Annotated in this window: 26 protein-coding genes and 1 pseudogene; 14 read left to right on the forward strand and 13 right to left on the reverse strand. The window is 71.1% G+C overall.

Annotated elements, in window-relative coordinates:
* Window positions 1-217: 217 nt before the first annotated feature.
* Window positions 218-1,168 (reverse strand): ScbA/BarX family gamma-butyrolactone biosynthesis protein, encoded by a 951-nt coding sequence (locus CG719_RS01180; RefSeq protein WP_100566543.1) that lies wholly within the window; start codon window positions 1,166-1,168, stop codon window positions 218-220.
* Between the two features lie 110 nt (window positions 1,169-1,278).
* On the opposite strand from CG719_RS01180, the gene CG719_RS01185 reads away from it, so the two are divergent.
* The 8 genes from CG719_RS01185 (at window position 1,279) to CG719_RS01220 (ending at window position 11,004) form a co-directional block, all read left to right on the forward strand.
* Window positions 1,279-1,914 (forward strand): ScbR family autoregulator-binding transcription factor, encoded by a 636-nt coding sequence (locus CG719_RS01185; protein ID WP_100566544.1) that lies wholly within the window; start codon window positions 1,279-1,281, stop codon window positions 1,912-1,914.
* 168 nt (window positions 1,915-2,082) lie between these two features.
* Window positions 2,083-2,925 carry a nitrilase-related carbon-nitrogen hydrolase gene (locus CG719_RS01190; RefSeq protein ID WP_100566545.1) on the forward strand — a complete coding sequence of 281 codons (843 nt, stop codon included), beginning with the start codon at window positions 2,083-2,085 and terminating at the stop codon, window positions 2,923-2,925.
* Window positions 2,922-4,205, forward strand: a complete 1,284-nt coding sequence (locus CG719_RS01195; RefSeq protein WP_100566546.1) for an aspartate aminotransferase family protein — start codon at window positions 2,922-2,924, stop codon at window positions 4,203-4,205. Before CG719_RS01190 ends, CG719_RS01195 begins: the two co-directional genes overlap by 4 nt.
* A 92-nt stretch (window positions 4,206-4,297) precedes the next feature.
* Window positions 4,298-5,884, forward strand: coding sequence for a PucR family transcriptional regulator (locus CG719_RS01200; RefSeq protein ID WP_100566547.1), 1,587 nt, complete (start codon window positions 4,298-4,300; stop codon window positions 5,882-5,884).
* Between the two features lie 155 nt (window positions 5,885-6,039).
* Entirely contained in the window at window positions 6,040-6,882 is an 843-nt protein-coding gene (locus CG719_RS01205; protein ID WP_100566548.1) for a nitrilase-related carbon-nitrogen hydrolase, read from the forward strand.
* Between the two features lie 49 nt (window positions 6,883-6,931).
* Window positions 6,932-8,332, forward strand: coding sequence for a dihydropyrimidinase (gene hydA, locus CG719_RS01210; protein WP_100566549.1), 1,401 nt, complete (start codon window positions 6,932-6,934; stop codon window positions 8,330-8,332).
* Between the two features lie 11 nt (window positions 8,333-8,343).
* Window positions 8,344-9,363: a TIGR03842 family LLM class F420-dependent oxidoreductase gene (locus tag CG719_RS01215; RefSeq protein ID WP_100566550.1), complete on the forward strand. Its 1,020-nt coding sequence runs from the start codon at window positions 8,344-8,346 to the stop codon at window positions 9,361-9,363.
* A gap of 111 nt (window positions 9,364-9,474) precedes the next feature.
* A complete protein-coding gene (locus tag CG719_RS01220; RefSeq protein ID WP_100566551.1) occupies window positions 9,475-11,004 on the forward strand; it encodes an NCS1 family nucleobase:cation symporter-1 in 1,530 nt (509 codons plus the stop codon).
* A gap of 59 nt (window positions 11,005-11,063) precedes the next feature.
* Here CG719_RS01220 and CG719_RS01225 read toward each other — a convergent pair whose 3' ends face one another.
* The 5 genes from CG719_RS01225 to CG719_RS01245 form a co-directional block, all read right to left on the reverse strand.
* The gene (locus tag CG719_RS01225; RefSeq protein ID WP_100566552.1) at window positions 11,064-11,756 is read right to left on the reverse strand and encodes a hypothetical protein; all 693 of its coding nucleotides are present in this window, start codon (window positions 11,754-11,756) and stop codon (window positions 11,064-11,066) included.
* 239 nt (window positions 11,757-11,995) lie between these two features.
* Window positions 11,996-13,060 carry a lipoate--protein ligase family protein gene (locus tag CG719_RS01230; RefSeq protein WP_100566553.1) on the reverse strand — a complete coding sequence of 355 codons (1,065 nt, stop codon included), beginning with the start codon at window positions 13,058-13,060 and terminating at the stop codon, window positions 11,996-11,998.
* 82 nt (window positions 13,061-13,142) lie between these two features.
* Window positions 13,143-14,294: a DUF4190 domain-containing protein gene (locus tag CG719_RS01235; RefSeq protein ID WP_100566554.1), complete on the reverse strand. Its 1,152-nt coding sequence runs from the start codon at window positions 14,292-14,294 to the stop codon at window positions 13,143-13,145.
* A 131-nt stretch (window positions 14,295-14,425) separates the two neighbouring features.
* Window positions 14,426-14,647 carry a DUF397 domain-containing protein gene (locus CG719_RS01240; protein WP_100566555.1) on the reverse strand — a complete coding sequence of 74 codons (222 nt, stop codon included), beginning with the start codon at window positions 14,645-14,647 and terminating at the stop codon, window positions 14,426-14,428.
* Window positions 14,628-15,482, reverse strand: coding sequence for a helix-turn-helix domain-containing protein (locus CG719_RS01245; protein ID WP_100566556.1), 855 nt, complete (start codon window positions 15,480-15,482; stop codon window positions 14,628-14,630). The genes CG719_RS01240 and CG719_RS01245 overlap by 20 nt, the downstream gene beginning before the upstream one ends.
* Window positions 15,483-15,680: 198 nt before the next feature.
* On the opposite strand from CG719_RS01245, the gene CG719_RS01250 reads away from it, so the two are divergent.
* The 6 genes and pseudogenes from CG719_RS01250 to CG719_RS01275 all read left to right on the forward strand — a co-directional run bounded on the left by CG719_RS01250 (window position 15,681) and on the right by CG719_RS01275 (window position 20,293).
* The gene (locus CG719_RS01250; RefSeq protein WP_234375363.1) at window positions 15,681-16,112 is read left to right on the forward strand and encodes an ATP-binding protein; all 432 of its coding nucleotides are present in this window, start codon (window positions 15,681-15,683) and stop codon (window positions 16,110-16,112) included.
* Between the two features lie 275 nt (window positions 16,113-16,387).
* A pseudogene (locus CG719_RS01255) lies at window positions 16,388-16,600 on the forward strand (gamma-glutamyltransferase family protein); the annotation flags it as partial.
* Window positions 16,601-16,744: 144 nt separating this feature from the next.
* Window positions 16,745-17,614 (forward strand): inositol monophosphatase family protein, encoded by an 870-nt coding sequence (locus tag CG719_RS01260; protein ID WP_100566557.1) that lies wholly within the window; start codon window positions 16,745-16,747, stop codon window positions 17,612-17,614.
* Between the two features lie 207 nt (window positions 17,615-17,821).
* Window positions 17,822-19,231, forward strand: coding sequence for a phytoene desaturase family protein (locus CG719_RS01265; RefSeq protein WP_100566558.1), 1,410 nt, complete (start codon window positions 17,822-17,824; stop codon window positions 19,229-19,231).
* Window positions 19,228-19,740: an O-acetyl-ADP-ribose deacetylase gene (locus tag CG719_RS01270; RefSeq protein WP_100566559.1), complete on the forward strand. Its 513-nt coding sequence runs from the start codon at window positions 19,228-19,230 to the stop codon at window positions 19,738-19,740. The genes CG719_RS01265 and CG719_RS01270 overlap by 4 nt, the downstream gene beginning before the upstream one ends.
* Before the next feature lie 13 nt (window positions 19,741-19,753).
* Window positions 19,754-20,293, forward strand: a complete 540-nt coding sequence (locus CG719_RS01275) for a manganese efflux pump MntP (protein WP_100566560.1) — start codon at window positions 19,754-19,756, stop codon at window positions 20,291-20,293.
* Here CG719_RS01275 and pqqE read toward each other — a convergent pair.
* The 7 genes from pqqE to CG719_RS01310 all read right to left on the reverse strand — a co-directional run bounded on the left by pqqE (window position 20,253) and on the right by CG719_RS01310 (window position 25,783).
* A complete protein-coding gene (gene pqqE / locus CG719_RS01280) occupies window positions 20,253-21,371 on the reverse strand; it encodes a pyrroloquinoline quinone biosynthesis protein PqqE (RefSeq protein ID WP_100566561.1) in 1,119 nt (372 codons plus the stop codon). The genes CG719_RS01275 and pqqE overlap by 41 nt on opposite strands.
* On the reverse strand, window positions 21,364-21,693 hold the full coding sequence (gene pqqD, locus CG719_RS01285) for a pyrroloquinoline quinone biosynthesis peptide chaperone PqqD (protein WP_100566762.1): 330 nt from the start codon (window positions 21,691-21,693) through the stop codon (window positions 21,364-21,366). Before pqqD ends, pqqE begins: the two co-directional genes overlap by 8 nt.
* 5 nt (window positions 21,694-21,698) lie before the next feature.
* Window positions 21,699-22,400: a pyrroloquinoline-quinone synthase PqqC gene (gene pqqC, locus CG719_RS01290; protein ID WP_100566562.1), complete on the reverse strand. Its 702-nt coding sequence runs from the start codon at window positions 22,398-22,400 to the stop codon at window positions 21,699-21,701.
* Between the two features lie 4 nt (window positions 22,401-22,404).
* The gene (pqqB, locus tag CG719_RS01295; protein WP_100566563.1) at window positions 22,405-23,292 is read right to left on the reverse strand and encodes a pyrroloquinoline quinone biosynthesis protein PqqB; all 888 of its coding nucleotides are present in this window, start codon (window positions 23,290-23,292) and stop codon (window positions 22,405-22,407) included.
* A gap of 157 nt (window positions 23,293-23,449) precedes the next feature.
* A complete protein-coding gene (gene pqqA / locus CG719_RS01300) occupies window positions 23,450-23,545 on the reverse strand; it encodes a pyrroloquinoline quinone precursor peptide PqqA (RefSeq protein WP_100566564.1) in 96 nt (31 codons plus the stop codon).
* A 45-nt stretch (window positions 23,546-23,590) separates the two neighbouring features.
* On the reverse strand, window positions 23,591-25,291 hold the full coding sequence (locus CG719_RS01305) for a PQQ-dependent dehydrogenase, methanol/ethanol family (RefSeq protein WP_100566565.1): 1,701 nt from the start codon (window positions 25,289-25,291) through the stop codon (window positions 23,591-23,593).
* 30 nt (window positions 25,292-25,321) lie between these two features.
* Window positions 25,322-25,783 (reverse strand): MSMEG_3727 family PQQ-associated protein, encoded by a 462-nt coding sequence (locus CG719_RS01310; RefSeq protein WP_100566566.1) that lies wholly within the window; start codon window positions 25,781-25,783, stop codon window positions 25,322-25,324.
* Between the last annotated feature and the right edge of the window lie 83 nt (window positions 25,784-25,866).

A 25,866-nucleotide genomic window follows, 5' to 3' on the forward strand; every position in this document is an offset into this window, starting at 1 on the left:
CCGCCGGTCGTGGATGTCGGCGCCTGCTGTGGGCCACGCGTTTCAGAACGGCGTGAAGTCGCAGGCGGACAGGGATGGTTGAGGAGTGAGGTGGGCACACGCACCGCACTGCGTGGTTTCCGGGAATTCATCCGGAACCGGAAACATAATGAACATTACGCTCCGCTTGGCCGGTCGCGGATATTCATCGCCGCAATACGCACGTGTGGGTGACACCTCACGGGTATCGGAATACGCCTTCGGCCGTGGTGGTGCCGCCCTGCCGGAAAAGGAAAGTGCCGGTGCGGCCCCGGGGGGAACAGTGAATGACGGCGGGCGGAGCGTGTTCGGTGAACCGCAGCGCCGACATCCGGCAGGCGACGGGCCGCACCAGCCGCCCTCCGCTGCGCAGGGCGATCGCCTGCCGCGCCGCCTCCAGCAGGGCCGCCCCGGGCACATGGTCCGTTCCATGGTCGAACAGGAACGGGTGACGCGGATCGGCGGGGCACACCAGCAGCTCCTCGCCGGCCAGGGCGACGACGGCGTCCGCCTCCGACGCCAGCCCCAGCAGGGCGGGTTCGGGCCGCGGCCCGGACCCGGACGGCACGGCCGCGCCGGCGCCGGTCCGGAGCCGCGCGTAGCGCTCGGCGTCGAGGAACCGGGCTCCGCCCGCCGCGCGGGCGAACGGCCGCCGTCCGGCCAGGAAGTCGACCCGCATGCGCAGCCCGGTCAGCGCGCCGCCGTCGCGGTCGGTGCGCAGGCCGTCCACCTGCGCCAGGCAGGTGACCTCGCTGGCCCCGTGGGGGGCCGTGGGTTCCGCGTCCACGTCCAGGGCGTAGGAGAGGTCGTCGATCAGGAAGCGGGCGGTGGAGGGCACGCCGAGGTGGCGCAGCGGGATGTAGATGCCGAGCTGGCGCAGGGTTTCGACAATCATCCAGGGGCTGTGCCGGTCGTCGCGTCCGCGGGGGAACGTGGGGTGCGAGCGCGGCCACGCGGCGGCGGCGGAGTAGGAGAGCGCGCCGTGAGGGAGGACGTCGGTCAGCAACACCTCGGCCACGGAGGTCCGGTGGACCAGTTCGCGCTCGACCGTCCGGGACCGGCCGAGGGAGCGGAGGGGGGAAAGGCCGGTGGGGCCGACGGATCCGGTCGACGGTGTGCGGGAATACCGTGTGCGCGATCCGGAGTCCATGGAAAAATGCTAATAAGACTATTAAGAGTTTCGCATGTTGGGCTCTCCCGGCCGTACGGCAAAGGCCGATAGATTCCTCCCCGCGACGCACCGACGGACGAGGGAGACGCGTGCAGGAACGGGCGGAGGAAACCCGCAGAGCCGTATTGCAGGCAGCAGCTCACCTGTTCTTCGAACGGGGTTACGCGGGGACCAGTATCGCCGACATCAGCGCACGGTCCGGCCGTACCAGCGGGGCCATCTACTTCCACTACGCCGGCAAGGAACAGCTCGCCCTCGCCGTCGTCGAGGCGCATTTCGCCGCCTGGCCGGCCCTGGTCGCCCGGCACGAGTCGGTGGCCGGGCCCGCCCTGGAGAGGCTGGTGCGGCTGAGCTTCTCGGTGGCGCGGGCGTTCCGTGACGACGTCGTCGTACGCGCCGGAGCGCGGCTGTGGGCGGAGCGGCGGTCCATCGACGTGGAGATGCCCCCGCCGTTCGTGGACTGGATCTCCGCCGTCGAACGCATGCTCGTCGCCGCCCGTGACGAGGGCGGTCTCGCCCCCGGGGCGGAACCCGGGCGGGACGCTCCCACCCTGGTCGCCGCCTTCTTCGGCCTCCACACGCTCTCCGACGTCCTCGACGGCCGTCTGCTGATCGAGGACCGCCTGACCGCCCTGTGGCTGCTGCTGCTTCCCGGGCTCCAGGCCGCCCCCGCGCCCCGCGAGCTGCTGGCCAGGGTGAGCGCCCCGGTCCCCGCCTCGCCGTGACGTCCCTCGCACCGGCTCCCACGCGCTCACCCACCGGAGTGCGAAACACGATCGACTTCGCGGGTTGACGACAATGGTCTTGGCAAGCCAGGAGAAGAGGCTTACGTTCGTGCCTCTAGGCCTGTTCTACGGGCGTAGAGGCTCTGACGTACGTCGAAGGAGCAGCTCATGGCCAACGTCGTCCGTGCGGCCCTGGTCCAGGCCACCTGGACCGGCGACACCGAGTCCATGGTCGCGAAACACGAGGAGCACGCCCGCGAGGCGGCCCGTCAGGGGGCCCGGATCATCGGGTTCCAGGAAGTCTTCAACGCGCCGTACTTCTGCCAGGTCCAGGAGCCGGAGCACTACCGCTGGGCCGAGCCGGTGCCCGACGGGCCCACGGTCCGGCGCATGCGGGAACTCGCCCGCGAGACCGGCATGGTGATCGTCGTCCCGGTGTTCGAGGTCGAGCAGTCCGGCTTCTACTACAACACCGCCGCCGTGATCGACGCCGACGGCAGCTACCTCGGCAAGTACCGCAAGCACCACATCCCGCAGGTCAAGGGCTTCTGGGAGAAGTACTACTTCAAACCCGGCAACCTCGGCTGGCCCGTCTTCGACACCGCCGTCGGCCGGGTCGGCGTCTACATCTGCTACGACCGCCACTTCCCGGAGGGCTGGCGGCAGCTCGGCCTGAACGGCGCCCAGCTCGTCTACAACCCCTCCGCCACCCACCGCGGCCTGTCCGCCTACCTGTGGCAGCTGGAACAGCCGGCCGCCGCCGTCGCCAACGAGTACTTCGTCGCCGCGATCAACCGCGTCGGCCGGGAGGAGTACGGCGACAACGACTTCTACGGAACGAGCTACTTCGTCGACCCCCGCGGACGGTTCGTCGGAGACGTCGCCGACGGCTCCAAGGAGGAACTCCTCGTCCGCGACCTCGACTTCGACCTCATCGAAGAGGTGCGGCAGCAGTGGGCCTTCTACCGCGACCGCCGCCCCGACGCCTACGAAGGGCTGGTGCAGCCGTGAGCGACCTGTACGACCGTCACCGGGCCGTCGCGCCCGACTGGCTGGCGCTCTACTACGAGGACCCGATCGAGATCACCCACGGCGAGGGCCGTCACGTCTGGGACGCCGACGGCCGGCGCTACCTCGACTTCTTCGGCGGAATCCTCACCACCATGACCGCCCACGCGCTGCCCGAGGTCACCAAGGCGGTGACCGAGCAGGCCGGCCGGATCATCCACTCCTCCACGCTCTACCTCAACCGTCCGATGGTCGAACTCGCCGAGCGCGTAGCCCAGTTGAGCGGCATCCCGGACGCTCGGGTGTTCTTCACCACCTCCGGCACCGAGGCCAACGACACCGCCCTGCTGCTTGCCACCACCCATCGGCGCAGCAACACCATCCTGGCCATGCGCAACAGCTACCACGGCCGCTCCTTCAGCGCCGTGGGCATCACCGGCAACCGAGGCTGGTCCCCGACCTCCCTGTCCCCGCTCCAGACGCTCTACGTCCACGGCGGCGTACGCACCCGCGGCCCCTTCGCCCACCTGAGCGACGCCGAGTTCACCGCCGCCTGTGTCGAGGACCTCAGGGACCTCCTCGGCCACACGCGCCCGCCCGCCGCGCTGATCGCCGAACCCGTCCAGGGCGTCGGCGGCTTCACCTCCCCGCCCGACGGCCTGTACGCCGCCTTCCGTGACGTGCTCCAGGAGCACGGCATCCTGTGGATCTCCGACGAGGTGCAGACCGGCTGGGGCCGCACCGGCGACCACTTCTGGGGCTGGCAGGCGCACGCACGCAGCGGACCGCCCGACATCGTCACCTTCGCCAAGGGCATCGGAAACGGCGCCTCCATCGGCGGGGTCGTCGCCCGCGCCGAGATCATGAACTGCCTCGACGCCAACAGCATCTCCACCTTCGGCGGCACCCAGCTCACCATGGCCGCCGGCCTCGCCAACCTCAACTACCTCCTGGAACACGACCTCCAGGGCAACGCCCGACGCGTCGGCGGACTCCTCATCGAGCGGCTGCGGGCCGTCGCCGCCCAACTGCCCGGCGTACGGGAGGTCCGCGGACGCGGCCTGATGATCGGCGTCGAGCTGACCCGGCCGGGCACCGACGAGGCCGACCCGCAGGCGGCCACCGCCGTGCTGGAGGCGGCCCGGCAGGGCGGCCTGCTCATCGGCAAGGGCGGCGGACACAGCACCAGCGCCCTGCGCATCGCCCCGCCGCTCTCCCTGACCGTCGCGGAGGCCGAGGAGGGCGCCGCGATCCTGGAGGGCGCACTGCGCGCCGCGTACTAGCGCCACGGCACTGGCACCAAGCGCCGCGTACCAGTGCCACGGCACCGGCGCCCCGGAGGCGAACCGAACCGCACGCAGAGGGGAACGTCGCCATGACCACCGCCTCGGACACACCCCCGACCACCTGGAACCCGCAGGAACCCGCCCTGTCGGTGCGCCAGGTCCTCACCATGGAGCGGGTGCTCGCGGGGGAGCCCGAGGTGGTGGCCGGCGCCGGCCACCTCGACCGGCCCGTGCGCTGGGTGCACGTCGCCGAGGCCGCCGACGTCGGCGTGATGCTCAGCGGCGGCGAGATGGTCCTCACCACCGGCGTGCTGCTCGCCGGCGACGAGGAGAAGCAGGCCGAGTACATCCGCTCCCTGCATCGTGCCGAGGCCGCGGCCGTCGTACTGGGCCTGGGCCGGGCCTTCCCCACCCCGCCGGACGTGATGTGCCGGGCCGCCGAGCGGTGCCGGCTCCCCCTGGTCGTCCTGCACCGCCCCTTCCCCTTCGCCGAACTGACCGAGGAGGTCCAGTCCCGGCTGGTACGGCGCAAGTTCGCCTCCGTCAGCCTGTCGGAGGCCGTACGCACCGCCCTCACCGCGCTGATCACGACGGGCGCCCCCCTCCAGGCACTGCTCGACGAGATCGCCCAGCACAGCGCCTGCCCCGTCGTCGTCACCAACCTCGCCCACCGCGTCCTGGCCACGGCGGGGGAGCGGTCGGCGGTCGACGACGTACTGCGGGACTGGGAGCGCATCTCCCGGCAGGCCGGCGCCGGACAGAGCGACGGCTGGATCCGCGCCGAACTGGGCGGGCGCGGCGAGCGGTGGGGACGGATCGTGCTGTGCGGCCACCGCGGCGACAGCGCCACCGGACGGCTGCTGGCCGACCGCGCCGCCGAGGCCCTCGTCCTGCACCGCATGCTCGGCGGCAACGCCGGCTGCTCCTGGGAGGAGCAGTCCGCGCAGGGCCTGCTCACCGACCTCGTCGGCGGAGCCGTACCGGCCCGGCAACTGCTGCCCCGGGCGCGCGCCGCCGGACTGCCGGTCAACCGGCGCACCTTCGTCCCGCTGGTCGTACCGGACGGCGAGGTGGCCGCGCTCGACCGGCTGCTGCGCCTGCTCGGCCTTCCCGGGCTGGTCGCCGAGCTCGCCGAGGGCGTCACCGCCGTGCTGCTCAGCCTCGCCCGCGACCAGGACGCCGACGCCCTCACCCGGCACTTCGCGGCCCGGCTGCGCGACGCGTCCGGCGCGGACCGCGCGGTCGTCGCCGCCGCGGACGCCCGCACCGTCTGGGACGACGTGCCCGCCGGGCTGCGCGAGGCCCGGCACGTCGCCCAGGCCGTCGCCGACTCCGCCGACGCCCTGGACCTGCCCGCCGTCGTCCGCCTGAAGGACGTGCACCTGCGGGGACTCGTCCGGCTGCTGCGCGACGACCCGCATGTGCAGTCCTTCGCCGAGCGTGAGCTGGACGGACTGCTGTGCCGGGCCGCCGACGACCTGCTGCCCGTGCTGCGCACCTACCTCGCCACCGGCCGCAACAAGTCCCGCACCGCCCAGCTCCACCACGTCTCCCGGCCCGCGCTCTACCGCCGCCTGGAGTCCATACAGGCGTGCCTCGGGGTGGACCTCGACGACTTCGAACAGGCCGCCTCGGTGCACATCGCGCTCCTCGCGCACGACGCGCAGCAGGAGTGAGCCGGAAGGACGGCCGGGAGAACGGCGGTGAGACATGGGACGGACCCGGAGTGACACGGTGGCACGCCCCGCCCCCGCAGACGTGACACGGTGCACCTCAAAGCCGAGCCGCAGGCTTTCTACGCTCCCGGCACATCCAGCGAGTGGAGGTCCCGATGAGCAAGGTGATCCGCGCCGCCATCTTCCAGACCGCGTGGACCGGCGACAAGGAATCCATGATCCAGGTCCACGAGCAGGCGGCCCGCGACGCGGCCGCGCAGGGCGCCCAGGTGCTCTGCTTCCAGGAACTGTTCTACGGACCGTACTTCTGCCAGGTCCAGGACCCCGCCTTCTACGAGTACGCCGAGCAGATCCCCGAGGGCCCGATCGTCCGGCGCTTCCAGGCGCTCGCGAAGGAACTCGGCCTCGTCCTGGTCCTGCCGATGTACGAGGAGGAGCAGCCCGGCGTCCTCTACAACACCGCCGCCGTGATCGACGCGGACGGCTCCTACCTCGGCAAGTACCGCAAGACCCACATTCCGCAGGTCAAGGGCTTCTGGGAGAAGTTCTACTTCCGGCCCGGCAACAGCGGCTGGCCGATCTTCGACACCAAGGCGGGCCGGATCGGCGTCTACATCTGCTACGACCGGCACTTCCCGGAGGGCTGGCGGGCCCTCGGACTGGCCGGCGCCGAGATCGTCTTCAATCCGTCGGCCACCTCGCGCGGACTGTCCGGCTACCTGTGGCAGCTGGAGCAGCCGGCGGCGGCCGTCGCCAACGAGTACTTCGTCGGCGCGATCAACCGGGTCGGCGTCGAGGAGTACGGCGACAACGACTTCTACGGCACCTCCTACTTCGTGGACCCGGAGGCGCAGTTCGTCGGCGAACCGGCGAGCGACAAGGACACCGAACTCGTCGTGCGGGACCTGGACCTGGCCAAGCTGCGCGAGGTCCGCGACCGCTGGCAGTTCTACCGCGACCGCGCCCCGGGCACGTACGAGCCGCTGACCGCGCCCTGACCGGGGACCCGCGCCCCACCGTGCACACCCGACCGGAAGGAGAGGGAGCATGAGCCGCACCGTCATCCGCGGCGGCCTCGTCATTACCGCCGCCGACGAGATCCACGCCGACGTCCTGATCGAGGACGGCCGCATCGCCGCCCTCGCCGCCTCCGGCACCCCGGCCGCCGAGGCCTTCACCGCCGAGCGGACCGTCGACGCCACCGGCAAGTACGTGATCCCGGGCGGGGTCGACGGCCACACCCACATGGAGATGCCGTTCGGCGGCACCTACGCCGCGGACACCTTCGAGACCGGCACCCGGGCCGCCGCCTGGGGCGGCACGACCACGATCGTGGACTTCGCCATCCAGACCGTCGGCGGATCCCTGCGCGAGGGCCTGGACGCCTGGCACGCCAAGGCCGAGGGCAACTGCGCGATCGACTACGGCTTCCACATGATCGTCTCCGATGTGAACCAGGAGACGCTGAAGGAGATGGACCTGCTGGTGGAGGAGGGCGTGACCTCCTTCAAGCAGTTCATGGCCTACCCGGGCGTCTTCTACAGCGACGACGGGCAGATCCTGCGCGCCATGCAGCGCGCCGCCGACAACGGCGGGCTGATCATGATGCACGCCGAGAACGGCATCGCCATCGACGTGCTGGTCGAACAGGCACTGGCCCGCGGGGAGACCGACCCGCGATACCACGGAGAGGTGCGCAGGGCCCTGCTGGAGGCCGAGGCCACCCACCGCGCCATCCGGCTCGCCCAGGTCGCGGGCGCGCCGCTGTACGTCGTGCACGTCTCGGCGCAGGAGGCGGTCGCCGAACTGGCCAGGGCACGCGACGACGGGCTCAGCGTGTTCGGCGAGACCTGCCCGCAGTACCTGTTCCTGTCCACCGACAACCTCGCCGAGCCCGGCTTCGAGGGCGCCAAGTACGTGTGCTCGACACCCCTTCGCCCCAAGGAGCACCAGGCGGCCCTGTGGAAGGGCCTGCGCACCAACGACCTCCAGGTGGTCTCCACCGACCACTGCCCCTTCTGCTTCACCGGTCAGAAGGAACTCGGCCGCGGCGACTTCTCCAAGATCCCCAACGGCATGCCGGGCGTGGAGAACCGGATGGACCTGCTCCACCAGGCCGTCGTCGACGGGCACATCTCGCGCCGCCGCTGGATCGAGATCGCCTGCGCCACCCCGGCCCGCATGTTCGGCATGTACCCGAAGAAGGGCACCATCGCGCCGGGCGCCGACGCGGACGTGGTCATCTACGACCCGCACGCCGAGCAGGTCATCTCCGCCGAGACCCACCACATGAACGTCGACTACTCGGCGTACGAGGGCAGGCGGATCACCGGCCGGGTGGAGACCGTGCTCTCCCGCGGCGAACTTGTCATCACCGAGCGGGAGTACACCGGGCGCGCCGGGCACGGCGTCTACACCCCGCGCTCCACCTGCCAGTACCTCGACTAGGAGTGCCGCCCATGGACTTCGGACTCGTCCTCCAGACCGACCCGCCGGCCTCGCGTGTGGTCGACCTGATGCAGCGCGCCGAGCGCAACGGCTTCCGCTACGGCTGGACCTTCGACTCCGCCGTGCTCTGGCAGGAGCCGTTCGTGATCTACAGCCAGATCCTTGCGAACACCGAGAAGCTGACCGTCGGTCCCATGGTCACCAACCCCGGCACCCGCACCTGGGAGGTCACCGCCTCCACCTTCGCCACCCTCAACGACATGTTCGGCAACCGCACGGTCTGCGGCATCGGCCGCGGCGACTCCGCGATGCGGGTGGCCGGCCGCAAGCCCAACACCCTGGCCCGGATCAGCGAGGCGATGAAGGTCATCCGGGCGCTGGGCAGGGGAGAGGAGGCCGACCTCGGCGGCACGGTGATCAAGTTCCCGTGGGTCAGGCCCGGTGCCCGACTGCCCGTCTGGATGGCCGCGTACGGGCCCAAGGCACTGAAGATGACCGGAGAGGAGGCCGACGGCTTCATCCTCCAGCTCGCCGACCTGTATCTGACCGAGTACATGGTGAAGGCCGTGAAGGACGCGGCGGCCGCGGCCGGGCGCGACCCGTCCGCGGTGAGGATCTGCGTCGCCGCCCCCGCGTACGTCACCGCCGACGACTCGCCCGAGGCGCTCGCCCACGCCCGCGACCAGTGCCGCTGGTTCGGCGGCATGGTCGGCAACCACGTGGCCGACCTGGTCGCCCGTTACGGCGAGCACTCCGCCGCCGTCCCCGACGAGCTCACCGAGTACATCAAGGCCCGCCAGGGCTACGACTACGCCCACCACGGGCGCAGCGGCAACCCGGACACGCAGTTCGTGCCCGACGAGATCGTCGACCGGTTCTGCGTGGTCGGACCGGTCGAGAAGCACATCGAGAAGCTGAACGCGCTGCGCGAGCTGGGCGTGGACCAGTTCGCCGTGTACGACATGCACGACGCGCAGGAAGCCGTGATCGACGCGTACGGACAGCAGATCATCCCGGCCGTCAACTCCTGAGTCCCCGAGCGCTGTTCCCATCCCCCCTCTGTCCCCCCTCCCCACCTCCCCGGGGAGGGGCCGGGCGCCCGCACCGCCCCGTTTCGACCCGTCTCCTCGATTGGGCTGCCCATGACCGACACCGCTCCCCCGGCCATACCGCCGTCCGCGCAGGTCACCCTCCCCGACGGGCGCGTGGAGATCGCCCCCGGCACCCCGCCGCCCAGCGGTCCCTACGCCAACGCCGACCTGCTGCCCGTCCCGGTCGCCCAGCGCACCTGGACCACGTACAACTTCTCCGCGCTGTGGGTCGGCATGGCCCACAACACGGCCTCCTGGACCCTGGCCTCCGGCCTGATCGCCGTCGGCATGGACTGGAAGCAGGCGGTGTTCACCATCGCCCTGGCCAACCTGATCGTGCTGGTCCCCATGCTGCTCACCGGGCACGCGGGACCCAAGTACGGCATCCCCTTCCCGGTCTTCGCCCGCGCCTCCTTCGGCGTGCGCGGCGCCAACCTGCCCGCCGTCGTACGGGCGTTGGTGGCGTGCGGCTGGTTCGGCATCCAGACCTGGATCGGCGGCGAGGCGATCTACTTCCTCGCCGGGAAGCTGATCGGGAGCGGCTGGACGGACGCCGCGAAGGTGGGCGGCCACGCCTGGACGATGTGGCTGTCGTTCGCCATCTTCTGGGCGATCCAGGTAGCCGTCATCTACCGAGGCATGGAGACGATCCGCCGGTTCGAGAACTGGGCGGCGCCCTTCGTGCTCGTCGGCGCCTTCGTGATGCTGTGGTGGATGAGCAGCAAGGCCGGCGGACTCGGCCCGCTCTTCGACCAGCCGTCGAAACTGGGCTGGGGAGCGGACTTCTGGAAGCTGTTCGCGCCGTCCCTGATGGGCATGATCGGCTTCTGGTCCACCCTGTCGCTGAACATCCCGGACTTCACCCGGTACGGCAGGAGCCAGAGGGCGCAGACCCGGGGCCAGGCGCTCGGACTGCCCACGACCATGACCCTGTTCGCGTTCCTGTCCGTGCTGGTCACCTCCGGCTCCCAGGCCGTGTACGGCGAGCCGGTGTGGGACCCGGTGCAGTTGGCGGCGAAGACCGACAACGTGGTGGGCCTGGTGTACGCGCTGGTGACCGTGCTGGTGGCGACCCTGTCGGTCAACATCGCGGCCAACATGGTCTCCCCGGCCTTCGACTTCTCCAACATCGCGCCGCGCAAGGTCAGTTTCCGCACCGGCGCGCTGGTCACCGCGGTGCTCGCCGTGGTGATGTGCCCGTGGAAGCTGTACGCCGACCCGCAGGGCTACATCTTCACCTGGCTCGGACTGGTCGGCGGTCTGCTCGGCACGGTGGCCGGCATCCTCATCGCCGACTACTGGGTCCTCAGGCGCTCCCGACTGGACCTGGCCGACCTGTACCGCCCGGGCGGCGGACGCTACTGGTACGAGGGCGGCTGGAACTGGCGGGCGGTCGTGGCCTTCGTGACGGGCGGCGTGCTGGCCGTCGGCGGCGCGGACTTCCACCCGCTGATCGACGGCCGCCCCATCCCGGCCCTGAGGTCCCTCGCCGACTACGGCTGGGCGGTGGGCCTGGGCACCTCACTGGTGCTGTACCTGCTGCTGATGGCGGCGCGCACTCGGCAGCGGGCCTCCGCCTGACGCGCGTCACGGCCTGACGCGGGTCACGGCCTGACGCGCGGCGCCGCTCTGGAGGACGGTCAGCCGGTACGACCCTTCTCCAGGGCGGCCATCGCCTCCTTGGCGGCCTTGATGGCGCCCTTGTTGATCTCGTCCGTGCTCGGCGCCTTCTTCGACTCGAAGTCGCTGCCGTTGTAGGTGACGACCACGATCGCGTTGGCGGAGCGGGCCAGCACCACGCCCTCCCGGGTCTCCTGCTTGTCCTCGGTGGTCAGGTTGACCACCGAGTAGCCACTGTCCCCGAGGCCGGGCACGGCCCCGCCGCCGCTCTTGTCGGTGGTCCGCTGCTGGTACGACTTCAGCGCCGCCTCGTCCGTCGCCATGATCTCGAAGGAAACGTCGAGCCAGCGGTAGTCGTAACCCTTGAGCGCGTTCCACGAGCAGGTCCGGCGCACGTTGGTGTCCGTCGACGGAATCTCCTTGCCCGTCGTCTTGGCACCCGGCACCAGGGACGTGATCGTCTTCTCGGCGATGCTGGTGCACGGCACCGGGGCGGACGCGTACGTCTTGGTCACCGCGGTCGACGACGGCGCGGACGGCTCGGAGGACGACCGGTCGTCGGTGCCGCGCTCCTCCTGCTGCGCGGCCTTGGGGTCGGCGGCGGCCGGCGACGCGGCGAACGGGCCGGACGTCAACGCCCAGCCCGCGCAGGCGAGCACGACGACCGGACTCAGACGCGCGGTGAGCGCGAGAGGGAGGGGAAGTTCACGCACGGCGCACTTCTCGTGTGGGGGACGGACGCGGAGCGATTCCACACCGCGGACGGGACCTCAGTGTCACACGAGTCCCCGCGCGGCGAAAGCGATACCGCGCTCCGTAGCCGGACGGTCACGGTCGCTTGCCCCTGGCGTACCGTTTGCTGCTTATGTCGCAGTGTCGCTGCCGCCGTGCACCGGTCAACTCCCCACCCTCGCCGCGGAGTCGGGACCGGTGAAGGCGTGCGCGTAGGAGGCTACGGCACCCGCGCCGTCCACTGCTCCGAACCGAACTTCGTCCGCGCCAGCTCCCGCGCGAGGGCCAGTTCCTCGTCGGTCGCCTTGCCGGCGGTCAGCCCGTACCGGGCGCGGAAGGACTCCACCATCCGCGCGATGACCGCCTCGCGGGGAAGCCCGGTCTGCCGGCGCAGCGGGTCCACCCGCTTCTTCGCGCTCCTGATGCCCTTGTCGGACAGTTTCTCCCGCCCGATCCGCAGCACCTCGACCATCTTGTCGGCGTCGATGTCGTACGACATGGTCACGTGGTGCAGCACCGCTCCGGGCCCTCCGCCCGGCCCCACCACCCTCTTCTGCGCGGCGCCCGCGATCTTGCCCTGGTCGGTGGCGATGTCGTTCAGCGGCTGGTACCAGGCCCGGATGCCCATGTCGCCGAGAGCGCCGAGCACCCAGTCGTCCAGGTAGGCGTAGCTGTCCTGGAAGGACAGCCCCTGCACCAGCGCCTCCGGCACCGACAGGGAGTACGTGATCGTGTTGCCCGGCTCGACGAACATCGCGCCGCCGCCGGAAATCCGGCGCACCACCGCGACGCCGTGCCGCGCCGCCCCCTCGGGGTCCACCTCGTTGCGCAGCGACTGGAAACTGCCGATGATCACCGCGGGCGCGGCCCACTCCCACACGCGCAGGGTCGGCGGACGCCGGCCCGCCGCGACCTCCGCGGTCAGTACCTCGTCCAGGGCCATGTGCAGGGCGGGGGACTGCGGGCCGTCGTGGACGAGCTGCCAGTCGTAGTCCGTCCAGTCCGTGGCGTGCGCCAGCGCGCGACGCACCGCGACACCGACGCCCTCGGACGTCAGCCCGTACATCACGGTGCCCTCGGGCAGCCCCGCGTCGATCCGGGCGGCCAAGCCAGCCGCGTCGGTGTCCGCGGGGGCGCCCTCCAGCGCGCGGTTCACCGCGTCCAGCGCCTCGTCCGGCTCCAGGAAGAAGTCACCCGCCACGCGCACGTGCCGCAGCGCGCCGTCCTCCACCTCGACGTCCACGACGACGAGCTTCCCGCCGGGCACCTTGTACTCACCGTGCACCGTCCGACCTCCGATCTGCCGCAGCAGACCAACACCACGGGCCCCCGTGGTGTTCCCGGGGGCCGGGCGGGAGCGGGAAAGGTCACACGGGTCCCGGAGCGGACGTTTCGTGGCGTGTCTGCGTCGGCGTCGTGCTGGGCAGCGGGAGATCGAGCAGTTCGCGTATCCGGCGGACGTGGGTGTGCCCGTTGTGCTCGTCCACCGACCGCAGATGCCCGAGGAAGGTGTCAGCGTCGGACGCCTTGGCGGCCTGCCGCCAGAACGGCAGCCCCGCTTCGAATTCCGCCACGAGTTGTTCGGTCGGCCGCTGAGCCCCGGGCAGGTCGGCGTCCTTGAGCAGCCGGATGCTCTCGGCCTGCGCTTCGGCCATCTGCCCGGCCCAGGCCTTGGCTTCGTCGAGATCGCCCTGGGGGCCCTGCGCCGGACGGAGCATGCCCGTGGCGTTCAGCGGCTTCACGGCGGAGAGGAAGGCCAGCTGACCGGAGTCCAGGTTGGACTCGTCGCGCCTGACCGTGGTGTCGATTTCCGCGTCGCCCTTCGGGCCCACCCAGCACCGCACGGTGCGGTCTCCGGTGGCCCAGTTCCGTTCGCTCGGATAGTAGAAGTAGGTCTGCAGCGGTCCGAAGGTCCCCGGATCGAGTGAGTAGTCGAGAAAGAGCTTCCCGCACCGGGGCGTCGCGATCGCCGTGATCGTGTCGGGGCCCGGGAAGTCCCGCTGCTCGGAGAGCTTGAAGGAGGCGTACGCCTCCCCTCGGTGCGACGCGTCGCACGGCACCAGCTCCACACTCGCGTCGTTCAGTGTTGATTGGTCCCGCTTGATCTCGGATCCCGGGTTGAAGCAGTCACCGGTCCGGAGCGAGTAGATCGTGGTCCACCCGCTGCTCGTGACGTCGCCGTTGCCGTCCCTGCCGGGAAGCGTCCACACCTTGAAGTCGGCCGTCCCCGCGACGAGGGCGGCCAGCAGCAGAACCGCGCCGGAGACGGAGATACCGGCGATCGCGAGCCCCTTGCCCCGCTGCCCGTTCCTGGATATCTGCACCAGCGCGACGATGCCGAATATCAGCCCCAGGGGAGCGAGGCACACCAGCGATGTCACCAGCGCCGTGACCGCGAAACCGTTCAGCGTCGGCTGGACCGGCTGTCCCGCCGGGTTCCACTGTGGCCCCCAGGGCTGTCCCGGGCCGGGCGCGGACGCGGGCGGCTGAGGAGGATGGGACGGCGGGGGGAACGACATGGATTCCGAGCCTTTCTCGATACAACGGAGACCCAGCACCAGTCCATGCGCGTAGAAGGACGACGTGGTGAAGGCAGACCACGCCCAAGTGGATGGCGACGGGCTGTTCGTGCTGAAGCGCCGGTCGGCGCCTACGAAGTCCGTGGGGCGGGGGCGTTCTTCAGAGCGATGACGAACGACGTCCAGGCGGGAGCCGTGACCGTGAGAACCGGGCCGTGGCAGAGCTTGGAGTCCCGGACGGGAACGATCCCCGTGAGCCCGTCGGCGACTTCGACGCAGTTCCCGCCGCTGCCGTTGCTGTAGCTGCTCTTGCGCCAGATGGTGGTGGTCAAGTCAATCTCGTTGCTTGCCATTTCGGTCATCCTCAGCCGCTTGCTCGATCAGGGCGAGGGACGCCTTGGGTGGTAGCGCGGCGGCCCTCAGCAGATCGTACGACCTGCGGTACTCCTTCACGAGGCCTGGATCGTCGATGGTGTTCCCACTGTGCAGGGCCTCCGTGTAGACCAGGGGTGGGGCGTCGGGAAAGGTCATGAGCATGGCCGTCCCGAGCATGAAGGGATGTGCCCCGCAGTTCCACGGAAGGATCTGGGGAACGATCCGGTGGCGCCGAGCCAGCGTCGCGATGTGCTCCAGCTGTTCGGCCGTTTCCTGAGGCGGCAGGATCGGCTGGCGTAGCAACGACTCGGACAGTACCGCCCAATACACGGGCGTCCTGTGGTCGTCCTCGAAGAGGCGGCCCCGTGCCATGCGGGCCGCGACCTTTTCCTCCACCTCGTCGTCCGGTGCCAGCGGGTGCGTCGCCCGCACCACCGCCCGCGCGTACGAGTCCGTCTGGAGCAGTCCCGGAATCAGGGTCGGGCACCACTCCTCGATGGTCTCCGCGTGCTTCTCCGCCTCCAGCACGCGCTCGAAGTAACGAGCGTGGCCCCGCCGCTTGGCGTTGCGCACGTCCTCGCAGCGCCGCTTGAAGAAGCCGTCCGTGCCGAGCACCCGGTCCACATGCTCGGCCAGTTCCGCCGGCATCCGCCGCTCGCCCCGCTCGATCTCGCTGAGATGGCTCGGACCGTAGAAGCTGCCGTCGACCAGTTGCTGGAGCGTCAGCCCGGCCTCCTCCCGTTTCCAGCGCAACTCCTTGCCATAGAAGGTGGGAACGCTTGCCGAGCCGTCGATGTCCTTGCGCTGTCCCATCGTTCACCGTCCTGGTGGCCGTTACCGTCCGTCTCCCGGCGTGTCCGCCCGAGTCCCGGCGGTTCCCCTGGCGATGCCAACCGTGTCTGCCATACGCGCAGTTCAGGGCCGGGAGCCCGAACCTCTGTCACGGTACGCGGCACGCCACCAGACTGTGAGCAGTTCGTCACAGAGCGCACTGGAAGGTGTGAACCACCGATGCACGACCACTCCGAGGTACAGGACCGCGCCGAGGGCCTTGTGGGCCACGTAGGGGGTGGCGTGCTGCGGCCGCCCCTGACGCTGGAACTGCTCGCCACGCCGGGGGAGGTGCGGGAGGTGCGCAGGGAGATCCGCGCGTACGCGGCCGAGCCGTGCGCCGACCTCGAGCTCTGTGTGAGCGAACTCCTCACCAACGTCATCCGCCACCTCGGCGAGGGCGTCCCCGTGACCGTCCGCGTGTCCCGCACCCGGGACCGCACGCGACTGGAGGTCACCGACCCGGACCCGCGCGCCCTGCCCGTCCTGTGCCGGACGTCCGACGAGAACGACGAGTCCGGCCGCGGCCTCGCCCTGCTCGACGCGCTGAGCCTGCGGTGGGGAGTGGACCAGTGGCCCGGCAGCAAGACCGTGTGGTGCGAACTGCATTGATCATGTACAGCTCTGCGGCGTGTGTAAGTTTTCCGCGTTCTCAGGGGCAGTTGGAACCATTTCAACTGGCTCTCGACGTCTCATCCAAGGGGAAACGTGCGCACATCCGCCAGACCGGTACTTCGCGCCGCAGTCGCGATCGGAGCCACGACCGTGCGGGGGTTAGCCGCGCCGCAGACCCAGGCCGGCAGCACGGCAACAGTTCCCGTCGCGAGCTCGCGGCGGGTGCCGCGAACAACGCCACCAGCCTCGGGCCGGCTTCTGCGCCGCCGGGCTACCCGCGCGGGACGCGCCCCGGCAGCGTTACCGTCGAGTCCCGCATGGACGCGGAGGCCGTCAGCGAGCTGCGGCGCCGCGGTCATGACGTGACCGTGGGCGGGCCGTGGTCCGAGGGGCGCCTGTGCGCCGTCGCGCGCTGCCCCGAGACGGGCATCCTGTCCGCGGCCGCCAACCCGCGGGGGATGCAGGGGTACGCGGTCGGCCGGTGAGGCGGCCGGGCGGCGTCCGGCGCGCGCCGGACGCGGGCGTCCACCGACCGTTCCCCGATGTCCGATGACGGGTGTTCACGCCGATTCCACCCGGAGTGCACCGGCTCGGCGGGGAATGTCAGTGGGGCATGTTCTCATGGAGGCATGATCGAAGAGACGGAAACCATCGAAGAGTTTCTCGCACGTCACTCGGCCGACGTGGAGGAGGCGGTCCGCAAGGCGGCCGCGGCCGAGATCATGCCCCGCTTCCGCCGGCTGGCGGAGCACGAGGTGGATCAGAAGGCGGGACCGCACGACCTGGTGACGGACGCCGACCGGCTGGCCGAGCGGTATCTCACGGACACGCTCGGCGCCCTGCTGCCGGGTTCGGTCGTGGTCGGCGAGGAGGCGGTGCACGCCGACCCGGCGGTGTACGAGGCGATACAGGGCGACGCCCCGGTCTGGATCGTCGACCCGGTCGACGGCACACGGCAGTTCGTGCACGGCGACCCCGGCTTCTGCACCCTGGTCGCGCTCGCCCGGCACGGGGTCCTGCTCGCCTCCTGGACGTACGCGCCCGCGCGCGACCAGCTCGCCACGGCCGTACGCGGTCGGGGCGCCTTCCTCGACGGCGTGCGCCTGCGCAGCGGTGCGCCCGAGCCGGGGCGGCCCCTCGAAGTCGCCACGTCCCACCCCGACTACACGACGGACGAAGAGAAGCAGGCCCTGCGCGGCCTGTGGGCGGACGGGGTCGCACCGCGTCCCTGCGGCTCGGCCGGGCTGGAGTATCTCGCCATCGCCCGGGGTGAGTTGGACGCCACCGTCTTCTGCTGGGAGGCGGCATGGGACCACGCGGCGGGCCTGCTCCTGGTCGAGGAGGCCGGCGGCACCCACCAGACCCTGACCGGCGCCCCCTTCCGCATCACGGGCGGCAACACCCTGCCCTTCACAACGGCCCGGGACGCGGCGACGGCCCGCCGGATCACGGACCTGCTCCCGGCCCCGGAGACGGAAGGCGCGCCCCTGGCAGGCTGACCCCGGCAGAGGGCGGCGCCCTCGACTCCGGCCAAGGCCGCTCAGGCATCCGGGCCGCATCCTCCCGCACCGTCCTGCCCCCGCCGGCGCCGCCCGAGGTGCCCGGCGGATCCCGAGCCCGCCGACCCGCCCCCGTCGTGTCGGTGGTGCGGCATATCCTGGGGCCGAGTGGCCATCGGCTGACTAGGGGGTCCGAAGGTGCCGTCGATGCTCGATGCCGTCGTGGTGGGTGCGGGGCCGAACGGACTGACCGCTGCCGTGGAGCTCGCCCGCCGCGGCTTCGACGTGGCGGTGTTCGAGGCGCGGGACACCGTGGGCGGAGGTGCCCGCACCGAGGAACTCACCCTGCCCGGCTTCCGGCACGACCCGTGCTCCGCCGCGCACCCCCTCGGCATCAACTCGCCCGCGTTCCGCGCCCTGCCCCTGGAGCGCTACGGTCTCGAATGGCTGCACGCCGAGCTGCCCATGGCGCACCCCTTCCCGGACGGCACCGCGGCCGTGCTGTCCCGGTCCGTCGCGGAGACGGCCGCCTCCTTCGGACCGCGCGACGCGGGCACGTACCGCAGGCTGGTCCAGCCGTTCCTGCCCAGGTGGGACACCCTCGCCCGCGACTTCATGTCACTGCCCCTGACCGCGCTTCCGCGCGACCCGGTCACCCTGGCCCGCTTCGGCCTGGTCGGCCTGCCCCCGTCCACCTGGCTGATGCGCCGATTCCGGGACGAGCGGGCCAGGACCCTCTTCGCCGGACTCGTCGCCCACGTCATGGCACCCCTCGGCGGCTTCGCCACCGGCGCCGTCGGCCTGGTCTTCGCGCTCGCCGCGCACGCCCGCGGCTGGCCGGTGGCCCGCGGCGGCTCCCAGGCGATCTCCGACGCCCTCGCCGCGTACCTCAAGGACCTCGGCGGCGCCGTACACACCGACTACGAGGTCAAGCGCCTCGACGACCTGCCGCCCGCGCGGGCGTACATCTTCGACACCTCGCCCACCGCGCTGGCCCGCATCGCCGGACTCGGCCGCTACTACGACGGCTACCGCTACGGCCCCGGCGTCTTCAAGATCGACTACGCCCTGGACGGCCCCGTGCCGTGGACCGCGCGGGAGCCCCGCGGCGCCGGCACCGTACAGATCGGCGCCGACAGCGCCGAGATCGGCAGCGCACTGCGCGCCGCGTCCCGCGAGGGCCACGCACCCGACCGGCCCTTCCTCATCACCGTCCAGCCCAGCGTCGCCGACCCCACCCGTGCCCCCGAGGGCAAGCAGGTCTTCTGGGCGTACGGCCATGTCCCCAACGGCTGGACCGGCGACCTCACCGACGTCGTGGAACGCCAGCTCGAACGCTTCGCCCCCGGCTTCCGCGACCGCGTACTCGCCCGCGCCACCGCAGGACCACCCGAGATCGCCGCCCGCAACGCCAACTACGTCGGCGGCGACATCGGCTCCGGCGCGGCCTCCGGGCTCCAGCTCCTGCTGCGTCCGAAGCCGTCGCTGTTCCCGTACAGCACCCCGCACCCGGCCGTCTTCATCTGCTCGTCGGCCACCCCGCCTGGCCCCGGCGTGCACGGCATGTCGGGACACAACGCCGCGAAGGCCGTCTGGAGGAGGCTGCGTCAGACATGACCACCGCCATCACGCTCGTCCAGGGCGACATCACCAGGCAGCGCGCCGACGCGATCGTCAACGCCGCCAACTCCTCCCTCCTCGGCGGCGGTGGCGTCGACGGCGCCATCCACCGCCGCGGCGGCCCCGCGATCCTCGAGGAGTGCCGCGCCCTGCGCGCCTCCCGGTACGGCAAGGGCCTGCCCACGGGCCAGGCGGTCGCCACCACGGCCGGCGAACTGGACGCGCTCTGGGTGATCCACACCGTCGGCCCCGTCCACAGCGGCGCCGAGGACCGTTCGCACCTGCTGGCCTCCTGCTACCGCACGTCCCTCCACGTCGCCGACGAACTGGGCGCGCGCACCGTGGCGTTCCCGGCGATCTCCACGGGCGTCTACCGCTGGCCGATGGACGACGCGGCCCGGATCGCGGTGGAGACAGTGCGGGAGACCGGCACCTCGGTAGAGGAGGTCCGCTTCGTCCTCTTCGACGACCGGGCCTACGCGGCGTTCGCGGCGCGGGTCGGCTGACCTGGCCGCCGCCGTGATCTGGGAGATGCTGGGCCTGGGTTTCGTGCTCAGCCTGGACAACTTCCGGGTGGCGATCGCGCTCGGTACCGTCCCCTTCGGCCTGAAACGAGCGGTGCAGGTCGCGCTGACCTTCGGGCTGTGGGACGCGGTCATGCCCCTGATCGGGCTGCTGATCGGCCGCGAGATCGGGGAGGCCGTCGGGGGCGTAGCGGACGTGGTGGGCGCGGTCGCGCTCGGCGGATACGGCCTCTACCTCGTCGTCTCGGCCCTCCGTAACCCCGAGCCGGACGAGCTGGACCACCCGTGGGCGCTGTTCGGCATCCCGCTGACGCTGAGCCTGGACAACCTGGTGGCCGGGGCGAGCCTCGGGATCCTCGGACTCTCGCCGTGGGTCGCGGCCCCCGTCTTCGGCCTCATCACGGCCGTGATGTCGCTGATCGGGCTCCAGCTCGGGCGGGCCGCCGCGCGACTCGTCCGGATCCGCGCGGACCTGGTGAGCGGCGTCAGCCTGATCATCGCCGCCGCGGTGCTGCCGCTGGTGTCCGGCGGCTAGCCCGGTGCGCCCGGGGGACCAGCGCGGGGGCGTCGGTCCGCGAGCCGGCGTTGGCGGCCTCGACCGCCCGGGCGACCAGATCGTGGTCGGGCGACAGATGGCAGACCGGGTCGGTGCGGGAGGCGTCGCCGGTGAGCAGGTACGCCTGGCAGCGGCACCCGCCGAAGTCGACCTCCCGCCGGGGGCAGCTCCGGCAGGGTTCCGGCATCCAGTCGGTCCCCCGGAACGCGTTCATCACCGGGGAGTCGGCCCAGATCCGCTCCAGCGAGTCCTCCCGCACACTGGCCCGCGGCAACGGCAGGGACTGGGCGGCCGGACAGGGCAGCACGTCACCGTTCGGCGTCACCGTCAGCATCCGGGAGGCCCAGCCGTCCATGCAGGGCTTCGGGTAGCGGCTGTAGTAGTCGGGGAGGACGTAGATGATGTCCATGCGGTCCCGCAGCCGCTCGCGGGCGGCCCGTGCGACGGCCTCGGCCGCCTCCAGCTGGGCCCGGCTCGGCAACAGCGCGGCACGGTTGCGCCAGGCCCAGCCGTAGTACTGGGTGTTGGCCAGCTCCACCCGGTCCGCGCCCGCCTCCTCGGCCAGCCCGAGCACCTCGGCGACGCGGTCGATGTTGTACCGGTGCAGCACCACGTTCACGGTGAGCGGCCAGCCCAGCTCCTTGACCACGCCCATCGCCTCGATCTTGCGCCGGAACGACGGGATCCCGGCGATCCGGTCGGACACGGACGGCTCGTCGGCCTGGATGCTGATCTGCACATGGTCAAGGCCCGCGGCCCGCAACCGCTCGGCCCTCGGACGCGAGAACCCGACGGCGCTGGTGATGAGGTTGGTGTAGAGATCTAGAGCGTTAGCGACCGCCACGATCTCCACCAGGTCGCGCCGCAGCAGCGGCTCCCCGCCGGACAGATGGCACTGGAGCACCCCCAGGTCGGCGGCCTCGGCCAGCACCCGCTGCCACTCCTCGGTGGCCAGCTCGTCCCGGTGGTCGCCCAGGTTCAGCGGGTTCGAGCAGTACGGGCAGGCCAGCGGGCACCGGTAGGTCAGCTCGGCGAGCAGTCCGTACGGGCTATCCATCGGCGAGCTCCACCCAGCGCCGGGCGACGAGCCGGGCCAGGAACCGCCGCACCTCGTCGCCGGGAACGGAGTCGTAGTGCGCGCCCAGCTCCGCCACGATCTCGGCCACGGTGTGCCGCCCGTCGCACAGCCTCAGGATGTCCGCGCCGCTGCCGTTCAGCACCACCACCGTCTCGGGGTGCAGCAGGACCGGACGCTGCCTGGTCCGGGAGAAGGCCAGCCGGACATGGCGCGCGAGGCGGGGCCGGTCCGAGCCGGACACCTCGACGCCGGGACGGGTTCCGGCGGTCGTCTGCTTCGTTCCGGTAGGGGTCGGATCCATGATGGTCACTCCGGATAGGCCTGGTCGACGGCGTCCATCAGGCTCCACAGGACGTCGCACTTGAACGACAGCGCGTCGAGGGCGCGCGCCTGGGACTCGGTGGAGAGGCAGTGCGCGGTGACCACCTCCAGGGCGTGCTCGCAGTCGCGGGGCGCCTGCTCCAGGCGGGCCCGGAAATACGCGAGACCCTCGGGGTCGATCCACGGGTACCACCGCTCGAACGCGGCCAGCCGCGCCGCCATCAGGTCCGGCGCGAACAGCTCGGTGAGCGAGGACGCCACCGCTTCCACCCACGGGCGGGTCCGTGTGAAGGTGACGTAGGCGTCGACGGCGAACCGCACCCCGGGCACCAGGTGCCGGTGGTCCCGGACCTCCTCGCGGGTCAGCCCGGCGGCCTCGCCGAGACGCAGCCATGCCTCGATGCCGCCCTCGCCGGCGGCGGTGCCGTCGTGGTCGAGGATCCGTCGGATCCAGCGGCGCCGTACCTCCACGTCCGGACAGTTGGAGAGGATCGCGGCGTCCTTGCGGGGGATGTTCTCCTGGTAGTAGAAGCGGTTGGCCACCCAGCCCCGGATCTGTCCGCGACTGAGCCGGCCGGCGTTCATCCGGACGTGGAACGGGTGCTGGTCGTGGTACCGCCGCGAGTGGTCCCGCAGCGCCTCGACGAAGCCTTCGGCGCCGGTCCTCGTGGTCGTCGTTGTCGTCACGGCTCTACACCCGGACTTCCAGACCGTCCATGGCCACTTCCATGCCGCTCTCCTCCACGGTACGCCGCTCGGGCGTGTCCTCCAGAAGGACCGGATTGGTGTTGTTCATGTGCACGAAGATCGTCCGGCCCACGCCGAGCGACGGGAGCTGGGCCAGGCTGCCGTCCGGGCCGTCGATGGGCAGATGGCCCATCTCCCGGGACGTCTTGGCGGCCAGGCCGAGCCGTACGAGCTCGTCGTCGCGCCAGCAGGTTCCGTCGATCAGCAGGCAGGCGCAGCCCTCGATCTCCGCGCGCAGCTCCGGCGTCAGCGACTGCACCCCCGGCAGGTACACCAGCGTTGCCCCGCTGCGCTCGTCGGTCAGCCGGTAGCCGACGACGCGGCCGTGGTCCGTCCCGGTTCCGAAGCGGTCTCGCTTGCTGGTGGGCACGTCGAACGCCCGGCAGGACAGCCCGTCCGCCAGGGCGAGACAGACGCCGGGGGCCACCGCCCGCCACTCGACCGGGCAGTAGCGTTCGAGCGTGCGCAGGATCCCCGAGCCGCTGAGCAGGGTCTCGTGCGTCGCGGGTGTGGCGTACAGCCGCAGGGCGCGGGCCTCGCGCAGCAGGAGCAGGCCGAGCGTGTGGTCCAGCTCGGCGTCGGTGAGCAGCACCGCCTCCAGCGGCGTGGTGCGGTCGTCGTGCGGGTGCAGGCCGGGGAAGGCCTCGATCTGGGTGCGGACGTCGGGTGAGGCGTTGACGAGGAACCACCTGCGGCCGTCGGCGCTGACCGCGACCGACGACTGCGTGCGCGCGAGCCCGGTCCGGGAGCGGACCTCGGTGCACACCGGGCAGCCGCAGTTCCACTGCGGGGAGCCGCCCCCCGCCGCCGAGCCCAGTACGCGCAGCAACACTCCGGCACTCCGTTCGTCGAGGGTCCGGACCCGTCACGGGCCCGGCCGTTCACGGCCGCCCGTGGCCGTTCGAGGCGCATGGCCGCCCGTGGCCGTACCGAGCCTCCGGAGGGCGCCGGACCAGGTCCGGCGCCCTCCCGCGTTCGCCGGTCCGCGGTCAGTCCTCCAGCCTGGCGACGTACATGGTCACCTCGGCCGCGACCGCGATCTCCTCGAACTCGGGCGTCTCCCACACTTCGAGCTGGGACTCCATGGATTCACCTCCTCTCCGCCCGGACCGGGCAGGTCCGGTCACGCGCTATGGCGATTCCGGGAGGGCGAAGACCATCAGGGCGCTTCCGTGCCCCGCGCCGAGCATGCCGGGCAGGAACCCCTCGGCCCAGCCGCCCCAGCCGACGGGCACGGCGATGTACTGCCTGCCCTCGACCATGTAGGTGGTCGGGTTGCTGTGGTGGCCGCTTCCGCACTGGAACTGCCACAGCGTCTCCCCGGTGCGGGCGTCGAGCGCGACGAACTCCCCGGAGGGTTTACCTGCGAACACGAGGTCGCCGCCGGTGGCCAGCACCGAGGCGCACATCGGCAGTTCGTTGCGCCGGCGCCACTTCTCCTCGCCGCTGGCGTCGAACGCGCTGATGGACCCGGCCATGTCCTCGATGTCCACCTGAACGCCCGCGCCCCAGTACGGAATGCTCTCCTTGAACTCCCGGCGCCGCCGGGTGGCCGTGGCCCCGGTGTCCTGGACCGGGACGTAGAAGAGCCCGGTCTTCGGACTGTAGGCCGCGTGGGTCCATTCCTTGGCACCGGCCGGACCCGGGTAGAAGTGGACCGGCACTCCCTCCTTGTCGGGGTACGACTTGGCCGTCACCTGGCCGTCCCTCGTGATCGCTCCCCATGTGATGCGGTCCACGAACGGGGTGATGCTGATCCGCTCGCCGTTGATGCGGTCGAGTACGAAGAAGTAGCCGTTCTTGTCGAAGTGCCCGAGCAGTTTGCGCCTGTCCTGCTCGAACAGGATGCACTCGCCGATGCTGTCGTAGTCCCAGACGTCGTGCGGGGTGCACTGGTAGTGCCAGCGGATCCGGCCGCTGTCCACGTCGACGGCGATGATGCTGTCGGTGAAGAGGTTGTCGCCCTCGCGGACGGCTCCGTCGAAGTCGGGCGCCGGGTTGCCGGTGCCGACGTACAGCAGGTTGGTCTCCGGGTCGAAGGTGCCGGTGACCCAGCAGTTCGCCCCGCCCCGGGCCCAGGCCTCGCCGTCCGCGGGCCAGGTTTCCGAGCCGGGCTCCCCGGGCTTGGGCACCGTGTAGCAGCGCCACTGGTGCTCGCCGGTCTCGACGTCGAACGCGTCGAGGTGTCCCCGTACGCCGAACTCGCCGCCCGAGCTCCCCACGATGACCATGTTCTTCACGACCAGAGGGGCGAGCGTGGCGCTCTCCCCGGCCCGGACGTCACCGTAGGTCCTGTCCCACACCCGCTTGCCGGTGGTGGCGTCGAGCGCGAGCACACGGGCGTTCGCCGTGACGAAGAAGACCTTCCCCTGAGCCACGGCCACCCCGCGGTTGACGTTCCCGCAGCACAGGGACACGTCGAAGGGGACCGCGTGCTTGTACCGCCAGATCTCCACCCCCGTCTTCGCGTTGAGGGCCCAGACCCAGCCGTCCCAGCCGGAGACGAACATGACCCCGTCCACGACGACCGGGGCGGCCTCGAACGAGTAGGTCGACGAGCCCGCGATCAGACCGGTCGTGCCGGCCTGGAACACCCACGCGGGGACCATGCGCTTGACTGTCTCCGTGTTGATCTGGTCCAGCGGGCTGTACCGCTGCCCGTCGTAGGCGCCGTAGTAGGTGAGCCAGTTCTGGGGCTCCTGGCGGGCGTTGAGCAGGCGCTCGTAGTCGACGCCGGCCACCACGGGCGGCGCGATCTCCCCGCCCGCGACCTTGCCGCTCAGGGTTCCCTGGTCGACGGCCCAGCCCGCGTCCACGTAGTCGACGGACATGTGCTCCACCTCCTTCTTCCTACGGGCTTCCTACGGGCGCGGCTGTTCGGGGCGGTCGAGGCGGGCCTCCGGCGGAGCGTCGCCCATGACGACGATGGCTCCGGTCAGCCCGCGGCCCTCGTCGTTGCCCGTGGGCGAGCCGTACCAGTAGTAGCCGGGCCCGTCGAGGTTGAGGGCAGCCCGTCCTCGTGACTGGTTCACCAGCCAGATGAACTTCCGGTCGCCGTTGCTGGGCAGGAGCGCGCAGTGCGTGTTCTGGTCGTCATTGATGAGTTCGAGCTCGATGTCGCCTCCATGTGGCATGACCAGGATGGAGGGGTCCCAGGCCAGCTCGTCCGGGTTGATGCGAAGGGTGGCCCGCATACGGCCGTCCGGCCCCACGGTGGCCTGCCCAATGGTGCCGGTCCCCAGCACCTGGCCCAGCGCTGCCTTGTTCTGTCCGGCCAACCCGATACTGTCCAGCAGATCGGCTCGGTCATGCGCGGTCGTCATCGGGGCCTCACGCTCCTCACCCGAATCCGAAAAAGGGTAAAAAATTGGTCATCAATACGCACGCTACGCCGCAGGGCTGACGC

It is taken from the genome of Streptomyces sp. CB01373 (assembly GCF_002803075.1).
Lineage (GTDB): Bacteria > Actinomycetota > Actinomycetes > Streptomycetales > Streptomycetaceae > Streptomyces.

Excerpts from the sequence above, each read along its gene's own strand:
- CG719_RS01180 (WP_100566543.1), bottom strand. The coding sequence starts at position 1,168 with ATGGACTCCGGATCGCGCACACGGTATTCCCGCACACCGTCGACCGGA.
- CG719_RS01190 (WP_100566545.1), top strand. The coding sequence starts at position 2,083 with ATGGCCAACGTCGTCCGTGCGGCCCTGGTCCAGGCCACCTGGACCGGC.
- CG719_RS01200 (WP_100566547.1), top strand. The coding sequence starts at position 4,298 with ATGACCACCGCCTCGGACACACCCCCGACCACCTGGAACCCGCAGGAA.
- CG719_RS01205 (WP_100566548.1), top strand. The coding sequence starts at position 6,040 with ATGAGCAAGGTGATCCGCGCCGCCATCTTCCAGACCGCGTGGACCGGC.
- hydA (WP_100566549.1), top strand. The coding sequence starts at position 6,932 with ATGAGCCGCACCGTCATCCGCGGCGGCCTCGTCATTACCGCCGCCGAC.
- CG719_RS01215 (WP_100566550.1), top strand. The coding sequence starts at position 8,344 with ATGGACTTCGGACTCGTCCTCCAGACCGACCCGCCGGCCTCGCGTGTG.
- CG719_RS01220 (WP_100566551.1), top strand. The coding sequence starts at position 9,475 with ATGACCGACACCGCTCCCCCGGCCATACCGCCGTCCGCGCAGGTCACC.
- CG719_RS01235 (WP_100566554.1), bottom strand. The coding sequence starts at position 14,294 with ATGTCGTTCCCCCCGCCGTCCCATCCTCCTCAGCCGCCCGCGTCCGCG.
- CG719_RS01240 (WP_100566555.1), bottom strand. The coding sequence starts at position 14,647 with ATGGCAAGCAACGAGATTGACTTGACCACCACCATCTGGCGCAAGAGC.
- CG719_RS01245 (WP_100566556.1), bottom strand. The coding sequence starts at position 15,482 with ATGGGACAGCGCAAGGACATCGACGGCTCGGCAAGCGTTCCCACCTTC.
- CG719_RS01250 (WP_234375363.1), top strand. The coding sequence starts at position 15,681 with ATGCACGACCACTCCGAGGTACAGGACCGCGCCGAGGGCCTTGTGGGC.
- CG719_RS01260 (WP_100566557.1), top strand. The coding sequence starts at position 16,745 with ATGATCGAAGAGACGGAAACCATCGAAGAGTTTCTCGCACGTCACTCG.
- CG719_RS01265 (WP_100566558.1), top strand. The coding sequence starts at position 17,822 with ATGCTCGATGCCGTCGTGGTGGGTGCGGGGCCGAACGGACTGACCGCT.
- CG719_RS01270 (WP_100566559.1), top strand. The coding sequence starts at position 19,228 with ATGACCACCGCCATCACGCTCGTCCAGGGCGACATCACCAGGCAGCGC.
- pqqE (WP_100566561.1), bottom strand. The coding sequence starts at position 21,371 with ATGGATAGCCCGTACGGACTGCTCGCCGAGCTGACCTACCGGTGCCCG.
- pqqD (WP_100566762.1), bottom strand. The coding sequence starts at position 21,693 with ATGGATCCGACCCCTACCGGAACGAAGCAGACGACCGCCGGAACCCGT.
- pqqA (WP_100566564.1), bottom strand. The coding sequence starts at position 23,545 with ATGGAGTCCCAGCTCGAAGTGTGGGAGACGCCCGAGTTCGAGGAGATC.
- CG719_RS01305 (WP_100566565.1), bottom strand. The coding sequence starts at position 25,291 with ATGTCCGTCGACTACGTGGACGCGGGCTGGGCCGTCGACCAGGGAACC.
- CG719_RS01310 (WP_100566566.1), bottom strand. The coding sequence starts at position 25,783 with ATGACGACCGCGCATGACCGAGCCGATCTGCTGGACAGTATCGGGTTG.